We start from the raw sequence: 18,230 nt of genomic DNA, 5'->3' as shown, positions 1-18,230 counted from the left end.
GCACTTTAGTGCCAAAGGCTGCGGGTCCGGTCCGGGATCCGCACCGGACCCGCAGCTTCCACCTCCACCGCCCCGACCTACCCCAGGCCGAAGACCCGGAGCATCTATGACACTCCAGTTCGAGCATGCATCTCCCCATCAGCGGGTACTCTTCGGCAACGGCAACGCAACAGAGGCCCTTACTGCCGAAGCTGCACGGCTGAAAACCCAACATGCGATGGTAATCTCCAGCCGCAGGTATGCGGACGTGGCCGAGACCATCACCCAAGGCGCCAAAGTCGCCCTGCGTTATCACGACGTGGTGGAACATGTCCCCGCCGCGGCTGCGGAAGCAGCCCGCATGGCTGCCGCCTTCCACAACGCCGACCTTCTGGTAGCCGTAGGCGGCGGATCGGCCATCGGACTAGCCAAGGCCGTTGCGCTCACCACTGGTTTACCCATCGTTGCGGTGCCCACCGGATACGCCGGTTCCGAGGCCACGAACATCTGGGGCATCACAGCGGACCACCGCAAGACCACTGGCGTGGACGACCGCGTGCTGCCCGCATCCGTAATTTACGACGTCGGCTTGACGCTTTCGCTGCCCGTGGCACTCTCGATAGCCTCGGGTTTGAACGCGCTGGCGCACTGCATCGATTCCCTGTGGGCACCACGCCGCCACCCGGTGAACGCAGCACTCGCCACGGAAGCCATCCACCTGCTCGCCGAGGGACTGCCAGCCGTGAAGGCAAACCCCCTAAGCGTTGCAGGCAGGGAACAAATGCTGAGCGGCGCATTCCTCGCTGCAACCGCATTCGCATCAGCAGGTGCAGGTATGCATCACAAAATCTGCCACGTCTTGGGCGGAACCTTCAACCTTCCGCACGCCCAAACGCATGCGGCGATCCTTCCCCATGCCACAGCATTCAACGCCGCAGGCGCACCGGAAGCGCAAAAACGCATCGCCGACGCCTTAAGCAGCGCCGATGCGGGGACAGGCCTGGCGAACCTCTACGAGAAACTTGACGCGCCACGCAGCCTTGGCAGTCTCGGATTCCGCGAAGACCAAGTCCCCGAAGCCGTACACGTCATACTGCCGCAGATACCCCCGTCGAATCCCCGCAGCGTCGATGCTGCCGACCTGGAACGGCTGCTGCGTTCCGCTTGGAAAGGAAACACCCCATGATTTTTCTGGCATGCCAGCTCGGACTGCTGTCCCGCCTCAACAGCAAGCAGGACTTCGCGTTGTGGGAGGCCGAGCTGGCAACGCCCAGCTTTCGGTTCACCTCGTCCGCCTGGGCGGGCTGGTACGAAGAGGACACCTCAACTTTACGAAACTGAATTCGGCAAAATAGGCCGGTCCAGTTTTCAGCCGCGCCCCGTGTACGTGCCGTCAGAGGCGCCCCGGCTTCGGCGGCGACCTCCAACTCCTTCGGCCACATCACCTGGGTCGGATTCCTCTCATGGGCACGATTCTTCGCCCTCGGCGGCAAAAGGCAGGACTGCCCAAAGCCATCCCCGCCAACCTCTCCGCGTTCTCTTGGGCGCAGCAATCGTCCGGGGAGCAGCGAACCTGCCCGTTCCCCGGCGTTGGCCATATGGGCGTCCAGGCACGCTGGAGCGTGCTGGCCTTCATCCCGGGCACATTCGCCGGATGCGCTGCCTACTTCGGCACCACCTTCGACGCCGCCGGCACATCGCCCTCATCGCGGGAGCCGGCCTCGGCCGGCTCTTCGAGTACACGGCCGGCCTTCTCACCAACGCCGGCAAGAAACAGGCCGCACCCGTCCACAGATCGAGTCCCCACACCACCATCGAGGAACCGCCATGAGTGCACCAACAGCGCAGACCGCTGCCGGATCATTCGCCATCGAACACAGAATCCACGAACCCCAGGCATCGCGGCGCTTCCGCGTCGATGACTGGTTCCGCCTCCGGCAGCAACAGTAGAAATCCACCGCTAAGGCACCTACACCAGAACCGGCCGTGTGGAAGCCGAAACACCGGACTCAAGCATGCTCTGGCTCTGCTAGGAAGGCGTCGAACGACGCATGCTCATCGACAAGCACGACGGCTACGAGGTGTGATCGAACCCGGGCAACTCCAGCCGGCAGAACACCACGAATAACTAACGGAGACAGCCACGACCAACGTCACCGAACAACCAAACACCATCAACCCGGACAGGTCAGGGACGTCATGTCCAAGGTCCCCACCAGCGTCATAGTCATCGCCGGGCACCAGAACTGACCGGCGAATGCGACGCCATGATCGAGGATCATTCGTGCTCGTCTCCCTGGACTCCTACCTCGTCGGCTTCTTCGTCTCCCAACATTCGACGACCTGGCCCCAGCTCACCAAAGCCACAGTGCTCGGACTAAGCGCCCTGGCGGCAACCCACAGACAGTTCTGCCGCAAACTCGGCAAGAAAGAAGCAGACCGCTTGGACGAACGATTCTGGGTCCGGGGCGATTCGAGCCCCGCTGGTCGCCGGCTCCATTGCCTCCATGGAATGTCAGATCGAGAACGTCACCGCCGCCGGCGACCACACCTTCGTCCTGGCCCGGTACTCGGCCTAAACGCCGTCCCCACCAACGACCCCTCGTCTTCCAAAACCACGAATTCACCCGTCTCCTCTGATAAGCCATCACAGCATCCGCGACGACTACCCGACGACCGAACACACCACCCGAAGAGGCCCCACCGTGTCCCCGGACATTCCCAATCCAGCGGCCGCATCCGGCTCGACGGCCACCGCTGCCACGCCCAGCAGGGTGATGCTTGTAAAACCTGCTGCATGAGAACCGTAAGTTTGCCCCGTCCGAGGATTTCTCTGCGAACGCCGCCGTGACGGCGGATGAGTACTAGGAGGCGGCAGCTGACCGGCCGGCGTTCTGGGCGAAGCAGGCACTTGAGCTGCTGAGCTGTGACAAGGACTTCGATCAGGCGCTGGACTGTTCCGATGCGCCGTTAGCCAAGTGGTTCGTCGGCGGCGAAGTCAACGCCGCGTACAACGCCCTGACCGGCACGTTGAGAACGGCCTCGGCGACCGGGTGGCCATCCACTTCGAGGGCGAGCCGGGCGATTCCCGCTCCTACACCTACGCGGAACTCACCGACGAGGTGAAGAACGCCGCGAACGCGTTCGAATCCCTCGGCGTTGCCAAGGGCGCCGCGTGGCCGTGTACCTGCCCATGATCCCCGAGGCCGTCATCACGCTGCTTGCCTGCGCCCGGATCGGGGCCGTGCACTCGGTGGGTTCTCCGCCGACGCGCTCCGTTCCCGCATCGAGGACGCCGAGGCCAAGCTCGTGGTCACCGCCGACGGGACCTACCGCCGCGGCAAGCTCAGCGCACTCATGAGCGCGGTGGATGAGGCCCTCGCGAACGACGGCCACACCGTCCCGAACGTCGTGGTGGTCAAGCGCAACGGCCAGGACGTCGACTGGACCGAAGGCCGGGACCGCCGGTGGGCAGACACCGTCGGATCAGCGTCCGCCGACCACACCGCCGTCGGGCATGACTCCGAGCACCCGCTGTTCATTCTCTACACCTCCGGCACCACCGGGAAGCCCAAGGGCATCCTGCACACCACCGGCGGCTGCCTCACCTAGGCCGCCTTCACCCACAAGGCCGTCTTCGACCTGCACCCCGAGACGGACGTGTACTGGTGCACGGCCGATGTCGGCTGGGTCACCGGACACTCCTACGTCGCCTACGCGCCGCTCATCAACGGCGCCACCCAGGCCATGTACGAAGGCACCCCGCACTCACCCCGTCAGTGCCGCTGGTGGGAAAACGTGGAAAAGTACAAGGTCTCCATCCTTACACCGCCCCCACCGCGCACGTTCATGACATGAGGCGGGGACATTCCGGACAAGTACGACCTCTCCTCCATCCGCGTCCTGGGCTCCGCCGGTGAACCCATCAACCCCGAAACCTGGATGTGGTACCGCGACGTCATCGGCGGCAACGGCGGCAAGCAAAACCCCGCCCCGATCGTGGACACCGGGTGGCAGACCGAAACCGGAGCCCAGATGATCGCCCCGCTGCCCGGCGTGACCGCCACCAGGCCCGGTTCCGCGCAGGTGCCGCTGCCCGGCGTGACCGCCACCAGGCCCGGTTCCGCGCAGGTGCCGCTGCCCGGCATCGCGCTGGATGTCGTCGACGAGAACGGCAACTCCGTCCCGGACGGGCACGGCGGCTTCCTGGTCATCCGTGAACCGTGGCCCTCCATGCTCCGCGGCATCTGGGGCGACCCGGAACGGTTCAAGGACACCTACTGGTCCCGGTTCGAGAACATGTACTTCCCCCGTGGACGGCGCCAAGAAGGACGAGGACGGCGACATCTGGCTCCTGGGCCGCGTGGACGACGTCATGAACGTCTCCGGCCACCGCCTCTCCACCACGGAAATCGAATCCGCCCCGGTAAGCGACCCCGCCGTCGCGGAGACCGCCGTCGTCGGCGCAACAGACGAAACCACCAGCCAGGCCGTCGTCGCGTTCGTCATCCTCCGCGGCGACGCCGTGGAGGACACCGCAACTGAAGCAACGGTATTCGGCCCGTTTTTAGCCGAGGACGCGCCCAAAAAAGTGAACAGGGTGGTGACACGGCGGCCAGCGCACGCGGGGAACCATGCTGGGTTGAAGGAACGGTGGCTGACACTGAAGGCCTGCTTGAGCCGGGTGCCCGCGCGAGGTACGGGAAGCAGACGAAGATGGCTTTTACGACGCGCAATACGCTCGCCGCGTGCACAACTGGACCGGCTCCGCTTCAAGCCGACAGCATCGCGAGCTTCAAATTTTGGTTGGTCAAATGCTGGCCGCTCTGGGCCGTTCCCTGTACGTGCGTCGCACTTGCACTTCATGGTTGCCGCTGAAGGGTACCGGACCCTTGTGACCACTTCTTCGTTAGAGGCGACCCGCAGCTAGACATCGGCGATTTCGTTTTCGGTATCAAGGACTGAGTTACCAAAACGCTTCGAGCCACAGGCTCTGCGTGCGCCGACGCCGGACGGGCGCGACCTATAGGTCAAATTTGGACCCGAACTCGTTTTTGACATCGTTCATGCTCCTGCCCGCGAGTAACAGCCTCAGTCAGGAAATCAACGCCTTCCTGGGCCTTCAACTGGAGGAAAAAGCGGCAAGCATCCGGCACCATTCGCCCGGACCAAGTGCGGCCCATGCAGCCGATACGACACAGGAACGGTGCCCTCAGGGGCAGCTTCCTCTTCTCACCAGCCCTCCCTGGGCGCCAGACTGATTCGCATATCGGTCCCCTCAAGCTCCTATTCCCAGAGCGAAATGTCCTCCATGAGGAACTTCAGCATCAATGCCAGCATCACTGCTGCGTACATGCGTTGGCGTTCCTCTCATGAAAAGCGAGGAAGTGAGGTACTTGTTCCATCACGGCCTGCCCGCTCGAGCTGGGCCCTGAACGGGTGTGGGGGAGCCCGACACATCCTGCCGTCCCAGATTCCTTACGTTCGGCGATCGCAATCCCGCGCTTCAACGTCGTGATCGAAAGCCGAAATCCTTCGCGATCTGCGCCAGCTGCGCCTCACCCTTACGGGTCACATCCATAGCATCCTGGGGAACTCCGCCCTATACGGCGTGAGCATGGTCAACATTCCTTCCACGAGCAAAAGCCCGCAAGGTCAAGGGGTCACAAAACCGTGGGCGTCCTCTTCGAACTGTGTGCCGACTCACAATGTGGAAAGCGTGTAAACATATATTTCTGCTAAAGTCAACAGGATCGATGTCCAAGGAACGAGTGACGCCCCCGAGATGTTGTCGGAGTTCCAGTCCGCAGGCGCTTCACTGGTCGCTCCCAGCCAAACCTCACCTTCCCGCACAATGCCGAGGGTTATGGCAGGCAATCCGACAACCACCCAAGCGGGCGTCATGGATTGACATAGCTTAACCGAGGCTGGCGTCGTCCGCGGGTAGCCCTTTTGCAGATTGACATTGAACCTTGTTCCGGGGATCGGAACACCGGGTAGAGCCGCCTTGCCGACGTCGGCTTTGATAAGTCAGGTACACACGACTCCTGTTTCTGGGTTGTGTGGTGTTGCCAGGTCGGCAACGAGCACGAAGTTGCTACCCCGTGAAATGGAGGTGCGCAGTGAATCTGGCCGGCAAAGTAGCGATCGTTACGGGCAGCGGGCAGGGCTTGGGACTTGCGTATGCCAAGGAACTTGCAGGCCGTGGTTGTGCTGTCGTCATCAACGGAGTGAACGCGGAACGGGCCGAGCGTGCCGCAGCCCAGATACGAAGGGACGGTGGCCGCGCCGTCTCCGTTGCCGCCAATGTCGGCACCAGCGAAGCGGCAAGGGCGCTCGTTAGCGGTGCAATCGCCGCTTTCGGTCGACTCGATGCATTGGTGACAAACGCCGGCAACCTGCGGGACAAGAGCTTACTGAACATGTCCGACGAGGACTTCGACGTGGTCGTGAATGTTCACCTACGCGGAACATTTACGTGTGTACGGGAGGCCTTTTCCTACTTCAAAGACGCAGGCATTCGCGGCCGAATTATCACAATCGGTTCCCCCAGTGGGCAATACGGGAACTTCGGCCAGACAAACTATTCTGCCGCCAAGGCGGGAATCGTAGGGATGATGCGAACCTGGGCCCTGGAAATGAAGAACTCAGGTGTCAACGTGAACACCGTTATTCCCGTCGCGGCAACGACAATGACCAAGGCCGTTCCATACTTCCAGAAGGCCCTTGAAGCGGAGGAACGCGGCGAAGCTATGCCCTCCTTCTTCCGCCGTGAACTTGGCTTCGGCAGAACTACAGACGTCGCAGGTCTTATCGCATACCTTGTTTCTGATGATGCAGCGGGTATAACTGGGCAGGTCATCGGTGTCGGGGGCGACCGCCTGCAACTCTGGGCGCACCCGGCGCCCCTCAGCAGCGAATATCACGACGGCGGCTGGGGCTATGAGGACCTTCAACAACATGGAGCGGAATTGTTCAAGCCGGAGAAGTTGCAACAGGTCGGCGCAACGTTTCCACAGCTGCCACCAGAACTCCAACCCGGGACCTCATAGCTCAAATCGGATGGCGACAACGACGGCGAACCACCTTAGCGCGAAATGGGCTGCCTTCCCTCAATGTCCGTTATGCACGCCTGTCAACCGCGTGTGAATAGATGGTGCCTTCCGGCCTATCTTACGACGAACGCTTCCGAGAGCTTGTCGTCCACATAGCGACAAATGCCCGATGATATCGAACCCATGAAAGATTCAGGAATGCCGAACCTCGTAGTCGGCTTCAAGGACCTCCCCAATATGGCAGGTACCGATCTCGGAACTAGTGATTACAGGGAGATAACCCAAGTGGATATTGACACTTTCGCCAACCTCACCGGTGACCGGCAATGGATTCACGTGGACCCCGAACGTGCACAAGAAAGCCCACTCGGCGCTACGATTGCGCACGGCTTCTTCATACTCTCTCTTATCATTCCACTCTGGAGTGAACTCTTTGACGTTGAGGGCGTGACAACCAAGCTCAACTACGGCCTCGATAAAGTACGCTTCACCTCACCGGTCAAGGTAGGCTCTAAGGTCCGGCTTCGCGCAGCCATAACCGACGTCAGTGCTGTCGAAGGCGGCGCAACGATCAAGGTGAAAGCAATAATTGAAGTGAAGGACATCGAACGCCCCGCCGCCGTGGCTCAACTCCTGGCACGCTTCTACGTCTAACACCGCAAGCAGGGAAATAGAGCGATCAGCAAGCCATTCGACGCAGCAACTCATTGCGCCGAGGGTTTCAAAACCAATAGACCGGAAGGGCACCAAAAACACCCTTAACCCCGCTTCAACTGCACTCTTAGTCGTCCACCTGCAGCACGACTTCGTCTCACCGGGACTGTGGAAATAACGGCTATCCGGCTCGATACGCTGGGCTGTGAGCCAGGCGGGGAGGAGCCCGATAAGGCCGCGACACTTGAGCTGTGCCGATTACGAAAACCGCTAAAAGCCTCACAGTGAAGTCTGAGGCCGAGGCCGCCCGCAGCTGGTGAGGATGGCTAAGGAGCAGGGCCTGTCCCTCCGCGCTGTTCCCGGCCATTGGGAAAGGGACCTAATCATCGGTTCGACGGCATCGAAGTCCGCGATCGGGACCCTTGTCGAACGGGCCCGCGGTTACGTGATGTTGCTGCATCTGCCCGGGGATCACACTGCCCGCACTGTCGCCGATGCCATGATCACCGCGATAAATAGCCTGCCCGAGCAATTGCGCCCTTCGACGGCTTGGGATCAAGGAGCGGAGATGTCACGGCATCAGGAGATCACGATGGCGACCGGTATGCCGATCTACTTCTGCGACCCACACTCGCCCTGGCAACGCGGCAGCAACGAAAACACCAACGGGCTCCTCCGCAAGTACTTCCCGAAAAGCACCGATCTTTCGTTTCACGGGCCCGGAATCCTCGAAAACGTCGCCGCGGAACTCAACCGTCGGCCACGGAAACGACACGGCTACCGTACGCCCGAAAAAGTCCTCGCCAAGCTAGTCTCGAATCCAGTCAACTAAGTCCGGGGTTGCAGGCACCACTGGAATTCACCCCTCATCGCACTGGCGAGGCGCCTACCAGAAACCAATGTCACGCGTCACCGCTCAGGCGGCTTGACAGAAACCTTGAGATTCCCAATGGCCGGGGACGGCCCTGTCTTGGGCTTCTGCGGGCCGTTCGCTGATCTTGAAGGCTTCCGTGTAAGGGCTGTTCCTGGTCCGGTCCGCGGTGTGGGGGACGCGCTGCTTGCGTTTCAGGCTGAGCTTGCCGGCCAGGTCGGCCCGCAGGGCGCCGCGGGACTGAACGTCTAAGGCTTGGTAGATCGTCTCGTGGCTCACCTGCATAGTCTGATCATCCGGGAAGTGGAAGGCCAACATCGCCGAGATCAGTTTGGGGCTCCGCCCGTCACGATCCACACTCCGATCAGCCGGCATAGCGCCTCCCGTTCGATGAGCTTTAACGGTTTGGGCCGGCGCCGGGCCTCATGCGCCTTCGCATGCGCGGCCGAGGCCTAATACACACCGTACGCTCTGGTTTGCGTTTCACCTCCCGCCAGACCATGGACTTGTTCCGCCCGATCGCCGCACCGATCCTGGCGTAACTCAGTCCGCTCCGCGCGCCAATCTGGATCATACCCCGCTCCGCCAGGTTCAAAGCCCGGCCCGGCCCCTCCACTGAGGGCGCCGGAACCGCCAAGCCCCCAGTGGCGCCATATTCGCAGTCATTATCTGGCCAGACTGGGCCCACCAATTACTCCCGGTCGGGTGCGCCGCTCCGGCACGCCGGGAGGCCTGCAGGATCGACAGTCCACCGCACACCAAATCAACAAACTCAGTACGGGCGGCCGGCGGAAACAACTTGACCATGAAACGCTCCATCAATCAGAGCGTTGCAACCAACCCATGAACTTGCCATCAAATCCTTACAGGGAAGTGTCAATCAAACCTTTAGCAGTCCCAATACCCGTTCGTTTGCGTCACCTATTTTTGGCACAAGCCAAGAATTTGGCCTGTCAAAGTGGTTTCTATGAAGGGGTGGGTGTCATCGGTCGTTCCGGTCGCTAAGGTCTGCCTATTAGCTCCAACGAGTGCGCTAGATATAGCGCTAATTCCAGCTTCATTCGGTTTTGACCAACGGGGCAATTCAGGATCTGCTCTGCCCGGCCGATCCGATAGCGAACAGTGTTGTGATGGATACCCAGCACCGAAGCGGTTGCCCGGAAGCTGCCGCCTGTAGCGAAAAATTCCCAGAGTGTATCCCGCAGGACCGCCATCTCCGGCGTCGCGTCGCCAATAGTGCCAAGCTGCTCTAAGACGAAAGTCCTGCACCGCTCGTAGTTCTCGCTGCACATTGCCGCGATCTCGATCTCATCGAATTGGGTGACCGTCCCGGGCCGCTTAGCAGCTTTTCGTCCGACGCGTAGGGCTTCGAGCGCTTGCTGGTGGCTTCGGCGGAAGCCCTCAAGCCCAAAACCGGGTTGACCTTGCCCGACGAGGACGGACACCTGTTCGAAGGATGCCCTATCGTTCTTCCTCGTGGGAACCCAGCACCAGGTCGTATTGACGTCGACACGGGCGACCAGGGGCCTGGCGTTGGCAATTGAACCGGCCAGCGCCCTGGCCAGCGAATCGAGAGGCGCGGAAGGCTGCCCGTCCTCGACCCGGCTCAGGACCAGGGCGACGTGCCATCCGGCGAAGTTGTACCCGAGCCGCATAGTTGCGACCGTGGGATCAAAATCGCCGCCATCGAGCGCGCTGCTGACATACGCCGCCCTTTCCAAAGTCCCTTCCTGTACCAGCCGGTCTGATTCGTCCCGGTAGGCGGCCTCGATACGTTCCAATATGACCTCGAGCCATGTCAGGAGGAACGACGTGCCGTACTGGACCACCGCCACCTGCGCCTCGCTTTCGGGTTCAAACCCTGCTACAGCACGGGCCCACTCATCGCACCAAAACGCTATCCCCACTCGGTACCCGCGAGTGAGGGCCGAGCGGTCGACGCCATGCTGGACCATGTCGCGGGCGATGCGCAACGTCTCTGCCGAGGGCACGATCTCTGTGGCGTCTTCGCCACGCGAAAGGGCGTGGATCAACGCCGCCGAGCCAATCCGACCTGATGCTTTGGCGAGCTCACGGACGCCGAGCCGGGACAACTCGGGAATCCGTTCGACAATGTAGCCCGCCGTGGCGTCTCCGATGTCGTCGATGCGGGGCAGCAAGGCTGTCGCCACGCGACGTGCCCGCTCCCGGACCTCAGGATCAACACCGCTCACCGATATCACTTTCCTCTCATTCTGGCCCATTTGGTCGATTGGTCAATAGAGAGGGCTTTTCTCGGCCAACGGACCGAAGACCTGGCCTCCCCGCCACGACACCCTTAGATTATGAGGGATCAGATCGTTCCCTGCATTGAAAGTTTTTCCGGGCGCTAGTCCGGTTCAGGAAACGAGGGAGTTTTCAATGAATGGACACCATGACGTCGTCGTTATAGGTGCCGGTTTCTCTGGCTTATACGCGGTTCACAAGATGCGCAACGAACTCGGGCTGTCAGTGAGGGCATTCGAAGCCGCTGACGGTATCGGAGGAACATGGTGGTGGAATCGGTATCCGGGAGCGCGGTGCGACTTTGAATCCGTGCATTACAGTTACTCGTTCTCCGACGAGATCCAGCGTGAATGGGAATGGACCGAAAAATTCGCCCCCCAACGAGAGATCCGATCGTATCTGGAATGGGTGGCCGATCGACTTGAGCTCCGCGGCTCGTTCCAGTTCGGAACGCGCGTGGAGTCGCTCACGTGGGACGAGCCTTCTGCCACCTGGGCCGTGCGAACATCCGATGGCGAAGTCTGCAGCGCGCGCTACGTGGTCTCCTGCGTGGGCGGCCTGTCGCATCCCAAGAGCGTTGATTTTCCTGGGGCCGATCTTTTCACCGGCGAGCTTTATCGGACAAGCTCCTGGCCCGAGCACGAGGTGGATTTCGCAGGAAAGCGAGTCGGCGTGGTGGGAGTTGGCGCCTCGGGAATTCAGCTTGTCACGGCGATCGCCGAGAAGACGGGGGCCCTCACCATATTTCAGCGAACCCCGAATTTCGTAGGCCGGCTGGGTAACGAGCCTGTCGCTCCTGAACAACGTCGTTGGAACGCCGAGAACCACGAGCAGATTCGCGGCGAATCCGGGAGCTACCTGATGGGGCTCCCGTACGACAGGGCGCTGCTTCCAGCCAGTGCTGCCAGCCCTGAAGAACGCAGGGAAGTATATGACCGCTACTGGGAGCGCGGAGGTTTCTCACTCCTTACGTCCACCTTTAACGACCTGCTGTTCAACCCGGAATCCAATGAAACGGCAGCAGAGTATGTGCGAGGGAAGATCCGCGAACAGGTCAAGGATCCAGCAACCGCCCAACTCCTCAGCCCGCGGGATCATCCATACGCCACGAAGCGTCCTCCGTTCGTCGATGGCTACTATGACGTCTACAATCTGCCCCATGTGCAGTTGGTAGACGCCGCTGCGGCGCCAATCAAGGAAATCACGGAGACCGGGATTCGCACGGCCGACGCCACATACGAGTTCGACATGATCGTCCTGGCCACCGGATTCGATGCATTCACCGGCGCACAGCTCGCTATCCCCACCATCGGGCGGGCTGGCATGACGCTGCAGTCCACGTGGCAAGATGGGCCTCGAAACTATCTGGGTATGCTCGGCGCAGGATTTCCGAACCTCTTCACGATCGTCGGGCCGCTCAGCGCAGCTGGCGTTGTCAACACCACCATGGTGACCGAAAAGCAAGTGGAGTTTGCCACAGCGCTAGTGAGTGAAATGCAATCCCGCCACGCTACAACAGTTGAAGCAACGGCTGACGCTGAGGAACGCTGGGTGCACCTGTGCCGCGCGATTATAGCGATGTCACTCTACTCGGCATCCCCAAAGTCTTGGCACGTCGGTGGGAATGTCGAGGGCAAAGCTGTCACGGGCTACACCTTTATGCTCGGTGCGCCAATGTACAACGCCATCATCGAGCAGGCGCGGTCACACGGCTTCGCTGGCCTATCCTTCGACGGGGTGGCAACGGAGGTGCCGCCCCTGGTGCGGCTTGACCCGGCTGCCGCGGTCGTCGTAGCGGGCATGCTCAACGGCGGCACACCCCCCATGGAGCAGCTGACTCCGGAGATGATGCGCGGACTGATGGATGCCATGGGTGGCATGCAGATTACGGGTCCTGATATGCGCGTTGAAGAGATCGATGTGCCACGTATGAGGATCTACATTCCTGACAGTGTCGCGGTCGAAGGAGCAGAGAATGCTCCTGTGCTGATCATGTACCACGGCGGTGGATTCGTCTCCGGGTCGCTCGAGACGCTTGACCCCACCTGCCGGCGCTACGCCGATAGCCTGGGCGCAATCGTTGTCTCGGCCACCTACGCACTTGCACCCGAGCATCCGTTCCCTGCCGGGCCCGACGATGCCTTCGCGGCATTGTTGTGGGTTCGGGAATACATCGGGGCGTATGGCGGAGATGCAGATCGAATTGCCCTCATGGGCGAAAGCGCGGGGGCTCATCTCGCCGCCGTAACCGCTATTCGTGCTCGTGACGAGCAGATTCCCGTCGCGGCTCAGATCCTCATGTATCCGGTCATCGACCCCGACGCAGATTCACCATCGAGGACCGAGCTTTCGGGCGGGCCATTCCTCACCGCGGCAGCGTGTGAGAAGTTCTGGGCGATGTACCTCGATGGTGCGGATATTACGGCGCAAACCTCACCGAACCGGACAACGTCCCTGGCCGGGGTCGCCCCGGCGCTCGTTCTCACCATGGAGCTTGACCTGCTTCATGAAGAAGCAGAGAACTACGCCGATCTCTTGGCCGCAGCGGGCGTAACTATGGAAAAGCAACGTTTTGACGGCCTATTCCATGGGGTCTTCGGCATGAGCGCAATGATCCCGCGAGTTCAGGAGATTGACGCGAGCGTCGCGACATTCTTCGACCGTCACGTCGGATCCGTGCGATCGGAGCGTCAGGAAGAGATGAGTTCCTGAGTACGCGGCGCGTCGAAGGGACTCAAGGAAGACCATGAAGGTCGGAGAGCAGAGGGGCTGCTCATTTTGGGTTTACGACTGGACGGCTGCCGTTAATCGCCGCCGATCTCCAGAATGGTTCCCGGAACGAAGGGAGCTCTTTTCGGAGGTAGCCACAAAACCACTTTTGGCCACCTCGGCAGAAGTGCCATAGCGATGCAGCGACTGGAGGATATCAGGGTATCTCGCTGATCCTGTGGAGCGGGCTGACATGTAGGTCCGGTTGTCAAGAGGCCTAGGTGAGCGGCTCCTGAGTTGTGGTTCCAGGGGCCGATCATCGTGTGCCGGCCGGTCGAGGCGACTGGGTGTTGGCGAGTCTTTCTCGGTGTCAGGCTCTCACGAAAATTAGGGGGACCCCCGGGCGTGAACTGCTCCCCGAAAGTTGGACTGACAATTCAGTTCTGACTTACGGGGAGCAGTTTCGTGTTTAAGAGCAGTTCATTGTCCGGTGAGCAACGTGTTGCCGCGGTGGCGTTGTTCGAGCGAGGGTGGGGTGCCAAGTCGGTGGCCACGAGGCTCGGGGTGGGTTGGAAGGCAGTCAGGCGGTTGCATGACATGTGGCGTGTCCGCGGAGATACTGAATTGGTGACCAAACCTGACAAACGGCAGTTTTCGTTGGACTTCAAACTCAACGCGGTGCAGAAGTACCTCGCCGGCGAGGACAGAGGCGCCTTGGCCAAGGAGCTGGGCCTTTCCTCACCGCATCTGCTCACCGTGTGGACGGGAAAGTGCCGGGCAGAGGGTGAAGAGGGTCTGCGCCCCAAGCGAAAGGAAGGCCACGGAAGACCTTGGAGGTCACCGGGCCGGAATCGGAGCTGGAGCGTTTGCGCCGCGAAAACGAGCGGTTGCGGGCCGAGGTGGCTTTCTTGGGAAAAGTAAAAGCCTTGAGGGACGAGGAACGGCGCTAGAGGTTCGCGCTGTCATCGCTCTCAAGGCTGAGCAGCGGATGGACCTTCTCCTGGAGGTGGCCGGGTTGGCCAGGTCCACATTCTTCTATCACCAGTCCCGTTTTCAAGGCCCGGATCCACGGGCGGCCCTGAAGACCGCTGTTTCGGAGATCTTCAAGGAAAACCACGGCCGGTACGGACGCGAGCAAGGCCTCGTCGCCCCTAACCTGCTCAAGCGCCAGTTCGAAGCGGATGCCCCCAACCAGAAATGGGTTACGGACGTGACCGAGTTCAGCGTCGGTGCAAGAAGCTCTACCTCTCACCGGTCATGGACCTCTTTGACCGTCAGATCATCTCCTACGCGATCGGGACCTCGCCGAACCTGGAGCTGACACAACTCCTGGCGCACTCTCCTGGCCAGCGTAGGCGCGGTCCAATCAATGTCACGCAAAGCCAACTGCTACGACAACGCCGCGATGGAGAACTTCTTCGGACACCTCAAAGAAGAACTGTTCCACCGCGTCCGATTCCTCAACACCGCCGCCTTGGAGACAGCACTCCACGAGTACATCCGCTGGTACAACACCAAAAGAATCTCAACAAAGCTAAAGGGCTTGAGCGCGGTGGAATACCGTGCCCAGACCCTTGCGGCCTAACATCTATATAACGGTCCAACTTTCGGGGACCATTTCAGCGAGAGTACCTGCTTTGTTAAAACGGACGGCTTCCGTTCTGGGCACGCGGTCGGTCTGCTGCTTGGAGGATGGCTTTGGGTACTGCCCCCGGTCTTGTTGACTCCTTGACCTAGCGATCTTGTGGTCGTGGAAGGATGTTGACCATGCCCACGCCTTACGGACGGAGTTCTGCCAAGATGTTATTGATGTGGCCGGCAAGGGCGAGGCGCCACTGGCGCAGATCGCCAAGGATTTCGGGCTGTCGGTCACGACGTTGAAGCGCTGGATTGCCATTGCCGAACGTAAAGAATCCGGGGCCGGTCAAGCAGCTGCGGAGTCGGCTGAGATGCGTGAGCTGAAGAAACGGAGCCGCCTGTTGGAGCAGGAGAATGACATTCTGCGCCGGGCCGCCGCCTACCTGGTCAGGGACATCAACCCAAAATGATCTAACCGCTGGTCACGGATCTTGCCGCCGACGGTGTTCCCGTGGCGGTGACCTGCAGGGTACTGGGATTAAGCAGGCAAGGCTATTACCGGTGGAAGGCAAGGCTAACCCGGTGACGGAACGGGACTGGAGTGATGCCCTCCTAGTCAACGCAGCCCTGGACATCCACGCCGACGACCCGGCATTCGGATACCGGTTTATCGCCGACGAGCTCCCCGGGAAGGGCATCCTGGCCGGCGAGAACCGCGTCCAGCGCCTGTGCAGGGACCATGGTATCTGGTCAGTGTTCTCTAAGAAACGCGGTTTGGGACGGAAGCCAGGGCCACCCGTCCATGACGATCTTTTCGACCGTAACTTTCCCGCCACGGCACCGAACCAGCTGTGGCTGACAGGTATTACCGAACACCCGACCGCCGAGGGGAAGCTCTACCTCTGCGCGGTGAACGACGTCTACTCCGGGAAGATCGTCGGATACTCGCTGGGCTCCCGGACGAAGTGCTCTCTGGCCGTCGCCGCGCTGGAGAATGCTGTGCGTCCACGCAGCCCAACAGGGACCGTGGTGCACTCCGACCGGTTGAATACGCCCAATTCCGGTCCGCCCGCTTCGTTGAATAGTTCCGCCATCGTGGGCTCACAGGGTCCAGGGGCCGGGTCGATGCATGCGCGGACAACGCCGCCATGGAGTCGTTCTTCTCACTGCTGTATTGACCATGGACGTTAATGACGCTCGGCGTGGTTTGGTGACATGAAGAAAACCTCCAGGTGGAGTGGGGCTTGTCTAGAGTCCAATTCCACGCACGGAGGTCTTCGTGTCCCACCCTAATGCTTTCCTCACGCCTCGGGGCCGGCTGCAGCTTGCTCAATGTGTCGTTGACCAGCGCTGGAGTCTGCGTCGCGCGGCTGAACGGTTTCAAGTTTCGGTGCCCACGGCGGCCCGTTGGGCGCGGCGTTACCGTGAGCAGGATCCCGAGGCGATGAACGACCGGTCCAGCCGCCCACATAACTCGCCGCGGCGGTTGGCAACACGATGCGAACGGCGGATCATCGCCATGCGGGTGAACCGCCGATGGGGGCCAGCAAGAATCGGGTACCTGCTGGGCCTCCACCCATTGACCGTGCACCGGGTCCTATCCCGTTACGGGCTGGCGAAACTGATCATCGACCGGCACGCCGTGGAGGCCCAAGGGTACCTGGACTCCCAGAACATCCTGGAGGCCCTGGAACCCACAGCACGATGAAGCGGATCATGGCCACCATCGACTCCGACGCCACGAGACCCAGAACAATCACACCGGCGGCGGCCATCCGTAAACCTGCCGGCGGCTCCGACCCCTCGGCAGGCGCGGCGGCCACGGTGCATGTGCGCTCTGCCGAGCACGACCGGCGCGGCGGACAGGGAGGCCAGGGCTGATGTTAACCAGCGAGGACCATGAGAAATTCCGGACCCTGCGCATCGCGCACCTGGCCGTGCGGTTCGAGGAACTGATCACCGACGAGGCCAATGACCAGCTCACCCCGAGCAGATCTTCTTCTCCGCCGTGGACGACGCCCTTGAACAGCGTCGTGCCCATCGGATCGACAAGCTCATCCGGGCCGCAAGGTTCCCCATCCCGCAGGCTCGGTCACCGAGATCAGCTACCAGGAAGGACGCGGGTCGCCTGCACTAGGATGGACGACCTCGCGCGCCGGCTGGTCATCGCACGCGGTGACGGCATCGGCCACCAGAAGCTACTCAACGAACTTTCGGACGTGGACCTGCTGGTCATCGATGACTTCCTCACCGTCGGCCTCGACCCCGAAGCGGCCAACGACCTCTTCGCGGTTCTGGCCAACCGGGAACACCGCCTGCCCACACTCATCGCATCGCAGTCCGGGCCAGCCTACTGGGTTGAGGCCCTACCGTACCGGGTGACCGCGGACTAAATAGTGAACCGGCTGGCCAACAACGCCCGCCAGCTCAACCTCGGCCACGTGGACATGCGACAGCTCCGCGAGGACAAGGCCCGGCACACTCGGACCACTGGGAATAGACCCTACCCAGCACAAGGTGCCGGCCCCGAGCAGACAATCAAAGGGCCGGTACCAAGTTCCCAGAACCTTGGTACCAACTACCCAGACCAGGAGTACCAACCGAAGCTATCTGCAGCGGTGAGACACTTCGCGGCGCTTACCTGCTGAGCCACCGGTGCGCGCAGGTCCTGGAGATGCCAATTTCCTTGACCACATGAGCCACCGGCCGTCCAGGATGCGTTCGATGATGATCTTTCTTCCGTTCGGAGTCAGGCGGGCGTTACGGTGGGACATGAGGACCTCTTAGTCGTTGCCTACTTGTGGTAGCCACCAACTTAAGAGGTCCTCACTTATTAACGATGCAAACGACGTCATGACCCAGTACACCTGGGGGAGGCGACCGCATTTTACGTCGCCCTCCAGCACGTTCGATCCAACTTCCCGTCACGGGTTCCGAAACCTGGCGGAAGGAGGTGATTCCCGAATACGTAACGGCGCGCGACGGAAGCTTGCAAAGTTGGAAGAAAGCCGCCACGGCCTGACATTGGAGGCTCGGCCCCCTGTAACTTGTGGTGGCTGTGATGGGTACTGCTGCAGGTGCGCTTGTGAGGCTGGCGCACCTGCAGCTGGAGGTCGTTA

Annotated in this window: 14 protein-coding genes and 8 pseudogenes; 17 read left to right on the top strand and 5 right to left on the bottom strand. The window is 61.2% G+C overall.

Annotation, left to right across the window (positions count from 1 at the left end; translation table 11 throughout):
• Nucleotides 1–106 precede the first annotated feature (106 nt).
• The 7 genes and pseudogenes from ACNQOP_RS20345 to ACNQOP_RS20315 form a co-directional block, all read left to right on the top strand.
• A complete protein-coding gene (locus tag ACNQOP_RS20345; RefSeq protein ID WP_284988111.1) occupies nucleotides 107–1,165 on the top strand; it encodes a maleylacetate reductase in 1,059 nt (352 codons plus the stop codon).
• Entirely contained in the window at nucleotides 1,162–1,320 is a 159-nt protein-coding gene (locus tag ACNQOP_RS20340) for a hypothetical protein (RefSeq protein WP_284988112.1), read from the top strand. The genes ACNQOP_RS20345 and ACNQOP_RS20340 overlap by 4 nt, the downstream gene beginning before the upstream one ends.
• Before the next feature lie 122 nt (nucleotides 1,321–1,442).
• A pseudogene (locus ACNQOP_RS20335) lies at nucleotides 1,443–1,604 on the top strand (hypothetical protein); the annotation flags it as partial.
• A 29-nt stretch (nucleotides 1,605–1,633) separates the two neighbouring features.
• Nucleotides 1,634–1,810, top strand: a complete 177-nt coding sequence (locus tag ACNQOP_RS20330) for a hypothetical protein (RefSeq protein WP_284988122.1) — start codon at nucleotides 1,634–1,636, stop codon at nucleotides 1,808–1,810.
• Entirely contained in the window at nucleotides 1,807–1,929 is a 123-nt protein-coding gene (locus tag ACNQOP_RS20325) for a hypothetical protein (RefSeq protein ID WP_284988123.1), read from the top strand. Before ACNQOP_RS20330 ends, ACNQOP_RS20325 begins: the two co-directional genes overlap by 4 nt.
• 485 nt (nucleotides 1,930–2,414) lie before the next feature.
• Nucleotides 2,415–2,558, top strand: a pseudogene (locus ACNQOP_RS20320) (flavin reductase); the annotation flags it as partial.
• Nucleotides 2,559–2,756: 198 nt separating this feature from the next.
• Nucleotides 2,757–4,510: pseudogene (locus ACNQOP_RS20315) on the top strand (AMP-binding protein); the annotation flags it as partial.
• A 931-nt stretch (nucleotides 4,511–5,441) separates the two neighbouring features.
• Here ACNQOP_RS20315 and ACNQOP_RS20310 read toward each other — a convergent pair.
• Nucleotides 5,442–5,598, bottom strand: a pseudogene (locus ACNQOP_RS20310) (IS3 family transposase); the annotation flags it as partial.
• A 503-nt stretch (nucleotides 5,599–6,101) separates the two neighbouring features.
• Here ACNQOP_RS20310 and ACNQOP_RS20305 point away from each other — a divergent pair.
• From ACNQOP_RS20305 to ACNQOP_RS20295, 3 genes and pseudogenes are all read left to right on the top strand, one after another.
• Complete coding sequence (locus ACNQOP_RS20305) at nucleotides 6,102–7,031, top strand: SDR family NAD(P)-dependent oxidoreductase (protein ID WP_284988113.1); 930 nt, start codon at nucleotides 6,102–6,104, stop codon at nucleotides 7,029–7,031.
• 201 nt (nucleotides 7,032–7,232) lie between these two features.
• Nucleotides 7,233–7,688, top strand: a complete 456-nt coding sequence (locus tag ACNQOP_RS20300) for a MaoC family dehydratase (RefSeq protein WP_416405553.1) — start codon at nucleotides 7,233–7,235, stop codon at nucleotides 7,686–7,688.
• 349 nt (nucleotides 7,689–8,037) lie between these two features.
• Nucleotides 8,038–8,520: pseudogene (locus ACNQOP_RS20295) on the top strand (IS30 family transposase); the annotation flags it as partial.
• Nucleotides 8,521–8,604: 84 nt separating this feature from the next.
• On the opposite strand, the gene ACNQOP_RS20290 reads toward ACNQOP_RS20295, so the two are convergent.
• From ACNQOP_RS20290 to ACNQOP_RS20280, 3 genes are all read right to left on the bottom strand, one after another.
• A complete protein-coding gene (locus ACNQOP_RS20290) occupies nucleotides 8,605–8,838 on the bottom strand; it encodes a hypothetical protein (protein WP_284988114.1) in 234 nt (77 codons plus the stop codon).
• Between the two features lie 118 nt (nucleotides 8,839–8,956).
• A complete protein-coding gene (locus tag ACNQOP_RS20285; RefSeq protein ID WP_416405552.1) occupies nucleotides 8,957–9,175 on the bottom strand; it encodes a helix-turn-helix domain-containing protein in 219 nt (72 codons plus the stop codon).
• Nucleotides 9,176–9,560: 385 nt separating this feature from the next.
• Nucleotides 9,561–10,772: a PucR family transcriptional regulator gene (locus ACNQOP_RS20280; protein ID WP_284988115.1), complete on the bottom strand. Its 1,212-nt coding sequence runs from the start codon at nucleotides 10,770–10,772 to the stop codon at nucleotides 9,561–9,563.
• Nucleotides 10,773–10,959: 187 nt separating this feature from the next.
• Here ACNQOP_RS20280 and ACNQOP_RS20275 point away from each other — a divergent pair, with 187 nt between their 5' ends.
• The 7 genes and pseudogenes from ACNQOP_RS20275 (at nucleotide 10,960) to ACNQOP_RS20245 (ending at nucleotide 17,504) form a co-directional block, all read left to right on the top strand.
• The gene (locus ACNQOP_RS20275; RefSeq protein WP_284988117.1) at nucleotides 10,960–13,536 is read left to right on the top strand and encodes a flavin-containing monooxygenase; all 2,577 of its coding nucleotides are present in this window, start codon (nucleotides 10,960–10,962) and stop codon (nucleotides 13,534–13,536) included.
• Nucleotides 13,537–14,130: 594 nt separating this feature from the next.
• Nucleotides 14,131–14,454 carry a helix-turn-helix domain-containing protein gene (locus tag ACNQOP_RS20270; protein ID WP_350309866.1) on the top strand — a complete coding sequence of 108 codons (324 nt, stop codon included), beginning with the start codon at nucleotides 14,131–14,133 and terminating at the stop codon, nucleotides 14,452–14,454.
• A 448-nt stretch (nucleotides 14,455–14,902) separates the two neighbouring features.
• Nucleotides 14,903–15,118, top strand: a complete 216-nt coding sequence (locus tag ACNQOP_RS20265; protein ID WP_284988118.1) for an IS3 family transposase — start codon at nucleotides 14,903–14,905, stop codon at nucleotides 15,116–15,118.
• A 182-nt stretch (nucleotides 15,119–15,300) separates the two neighbouring features.
• Nucleotides 15,301–16,283: pseudogene (locus ACNQOP_RS20260) on the top strand (IS3 family transposase); the annotation flags it as partial.
• A 107-nt stretch (nucleotides 16,284–16,390) separates the two neighbouring features.
• A pseudogene (locus ACNQOP_RS20255) lies at nucleotides 16,391–16,735 on the top strand (helix-turn-helix domain-containing protein); the annotation flags it as partial.
• Between the two features lie 80 nt (nucleotides 16,736–16,815).
• Nucleotides 16,816–16,992, top strand: a complete 177-nt coding sequence (locus tag ACNQOP_RS20250) for a hypothetical protein (protein ID WP_284988119.1) — start codon at nucleotides 16,816–16,818, stop codon at nucleotides 16,990–16,992.
• Between the two features lie 257 nt (nucleotides 16,993–17,249).
• Nucleotides 17,250–17,504 carry an ATP-binding protein gene (locus ACNQOP_RS20245; protein WP_416405551.1) on the top strand — a complete coding sequence of 85 codons (255 nt, stop codon included), beginning with the start codon at nucleotides 17,250–17,252 and terminating at the stop codon, nucleotides 17,502–17,504.
• A 247-nt stretch (nucleotides 17,505–17,751) separates the two neighbouring features.
• On the opposite strand, the pseudogene ACNQOP_RS20240 reads toward ACNQOP_RS20245, so the two are convergent.
• Nucleotides 17,752–17,885 (bottom strand): annotated as a pseudogene (locus tag ACNQOP_RS20240) (IS481 family transposase); the annotation flags it as partial.
• Nucleotides 17,886–18,230: the final 345 nt, after the last annotated feature.

The sequence above is a fragment of the Arthrobacter sp. LFS091 genome (assembly GCF_047977885.1).
Taxonomy (GTDB): Bacteria; Actinomycetota; Actinomycetes; order Actinomycetales; family Micrococcaceae; genus Arthrobacter.
Note: the sequence above shows the minus strand (reverse complement) of the source record. Positions and strands in the feature narration are given on the sequence as shown.

What these genes read in the sequence shown, in the direction of transcription:
- ACNQOP_RS20330 (WP_284988122.1), top strand. Translation starts at nt 1,634, where the DNA reads ATGCGCTGCCTACTTCGGCACCACCTTCGACGCCGCCGGCACATCGCC.
- ACNQOP_RS20325 (WP_284988123.1), top strand. Translation starts at nt 1,807, where the DNA reads ATGAGTGCACCAACAGCGCAGACCGCTGCCGGATCATTCGCCATCGAA.
- ACNQOP_RS20265 (WP_284988118.1), top strand. Translation starts at nt 14,903, where the DNA reads ATGTCACGCAAAGCCAACTGCTACGACAACGCCGCGATGGAGAACTTC.
- ACNQOP_RS20345 (WP_284988111.1), top strand. Translation starts at nt 107, where the DNA reads ATGACACTCCAGTTCGAGCATGCATCTCCCCATCAGCGGGTACTCTTC.
- ACNQOP_RS20250 (WP_284988119.1), top strand. Translation starts at nt 16,816, where the DNA reads ATGAAGCGGATCATGGCCACCATCGACTCCGACGCCACGAGACCCAGA.
- ACNQOP_RS20340 (WP_284988112.1), top strand. Translation starts at nt 1,162, where the DNA reads ATGATTTTTCTGGCATGCCAGCTCGGACTGCTGTCCCGCCTCAACAGC.
- ACNQOP_RS20245 (WP_416405551.1), top strand. Translation starts at nt 17,250, where the DNA reads ATGGACGACCTCGCGCGCCGGCTGGTCATCGCACGCGGTGACGGCATC.
- ACNQOP_RS20275 (WP_284988117.1), top strand. Translation starts at nt 10,960, where the DNA reads ATGAATGGACACCATGACGTCGTCGTTATAGGTGCCGGTTTCTCTGGC.
- ACNQOP_RS20300 (WP_416405553.1), top strand. Translation starts at nt 7,233, where the DNA reads ATGCCGAACCTCGTAGTCGGCTTCAAGGACCTCCCCAATATGGCAGGT.
- ACNQOP_RS20270 (WP_350309866.1), top strand. Translation starts at nt 14,131, where the DNA reads ATGTGGCGTGTCCGCGGAGATACTGAATTGGTGACCAAACCTGACAAA.